Raw genomic sequence first — 1,570 nt, 5'->3', positions numbered from 1 at the left:
CCGTAAAAATATACTTCGACGTTGATCCATTTTCATCCTGCTGATGGTGCCGCGGAAGCGGCATGAACGTCTAACTATATAATGGCTATTCCAAAATAACAACAAATTGTGTTTAGGTATGGTGTAATTCACATTCTGATGATGTCTCAGAAAGATTATGAATATTGCGGGTGAATAGCCACTTATGTGGAGTTTTGAGCCATTCATTGCGGCGAAAAAAAAGAGCTACTGTTTGCGGAGTGTAGAGCCAGCACAATAAATTGAATACCCTCTTGTATAATAAAGTTTGATTACGGCCAAGGGAATATACCAACGTTGAAATACCTTTGACCACTGAATGACAAAGTGTATCAGTAAATGTTATACTTGTTGTACTAATTTGTTTGATTTTTCAATAGGAACTGACTTCAACAATACCAGCTAATAGCTGTCAATAGTTAAGGCTAAAAAAGTTATTAAAAACATGTTACACTAAAATTGAACATACTAAATAAACCTTTTGATTAAAAGGAAAAAAACAAAGAAATTTAAAGAAACTTACACTCGATCTACAAAGACTTCTTGACGTTTTAACATGGCATAAATCCAATGAACAAGCTTGTTTGCGCAAGCAATTATAGCGACTTTATGTGGCTTGCCTTCACTTCTTTTACGTTCATAAAAAGCAATGAGTTTTTTGTTTCGTCCTTTGGCTAAACCGCATTGCACAGCCGTGTAAAGCGTCTGTCTCAATCTCGACGAACCTCTTTTTGTGATTCGATTGATGGAAGCTTTAAATTTACCTGACTCAAAAACAGATGGATCCAATCCTGCATAAGCTACTATCTTTTTAGGGTTCTCAAACTGATTGATATCACCGATTTCAGAGATGATTGTTGCCGCAATCTTATCTCCGATACCGGGTACGGATTGGATTAATCTGTATTCTTCAAAGGATTTTGAAAGCGTATTTATTTCTTTTAATAATTTTGATAGATGCTCTTGATATTGAAAGAGCATCTGAATATACATACGCAGACTGATCAGTTGCCCATGACTAATTTGAGACTGATAAGGATTGCGTCTTGCAGCTTCTTTTAGTTGCCGGGCTTTGTCTAAAAACCAATCATGAGAACGTCTAGCTCCAAATTGACCCATCTCTTCAGCTAACTTCTCATCAGCGACTTTAAGAATGTCTAAAGCAGTTGAATAATTCAGTAACGTATTTAATGATAACTTCCCGTATAAATCGCTAAAAGCATGATAATATTCTGGAAATATTTGATCCAACGCCACCTGAAATTGAAGTTTTATTTGAACATAACTGTCAGTTAAAGCGCTGTGTTGTCTTGTTAAGAGACGTAAATTGAGAGCTTTCTCTGTTTTCCTTTGATAGATTTCAAGGTCTTCCTTGTAGTAAAGCTCACCTAAATGATATGCATCAGCTTTATCCGTTTTTACTTGACGTAAGCTTGTTTTTCTAGCCTCAAAAGAAATCACTGGATTAACTAAATCCTTAATCCGTGACAAAATTTAGCTAAAATGCATCCAAAAGCTGGTGAAATCAGGTATAATACCCAAAAAAGATAAA

General features: G+C 35.5%; 1 pseudogene. It reads right to left on the bottom strand.

The annotated features are described in order from the left end of the window. Positions 1-537: 537 nt before the first annotated feature. Positions 538-1,491 (bottom strand): annotated as a pseudogene (locus AB1L08_RS22335) (IS110 family RNA-guided transposase); the annotation flags it as partial. Positions 1,492-1,570 lie beyond the last annotated feature (79 nt).

This window comes from Siminovitchia jepli, assembly GCF_047228825.1.
Classification (GTDB): domain Bacteria; phylum Bacillota; class Bacilli; order Bacillales; family Bacillaceae_C; genus Siminovitchia.
This window is presented reverse-complemented; position numbering and strand designations above follow the sequence as displayed.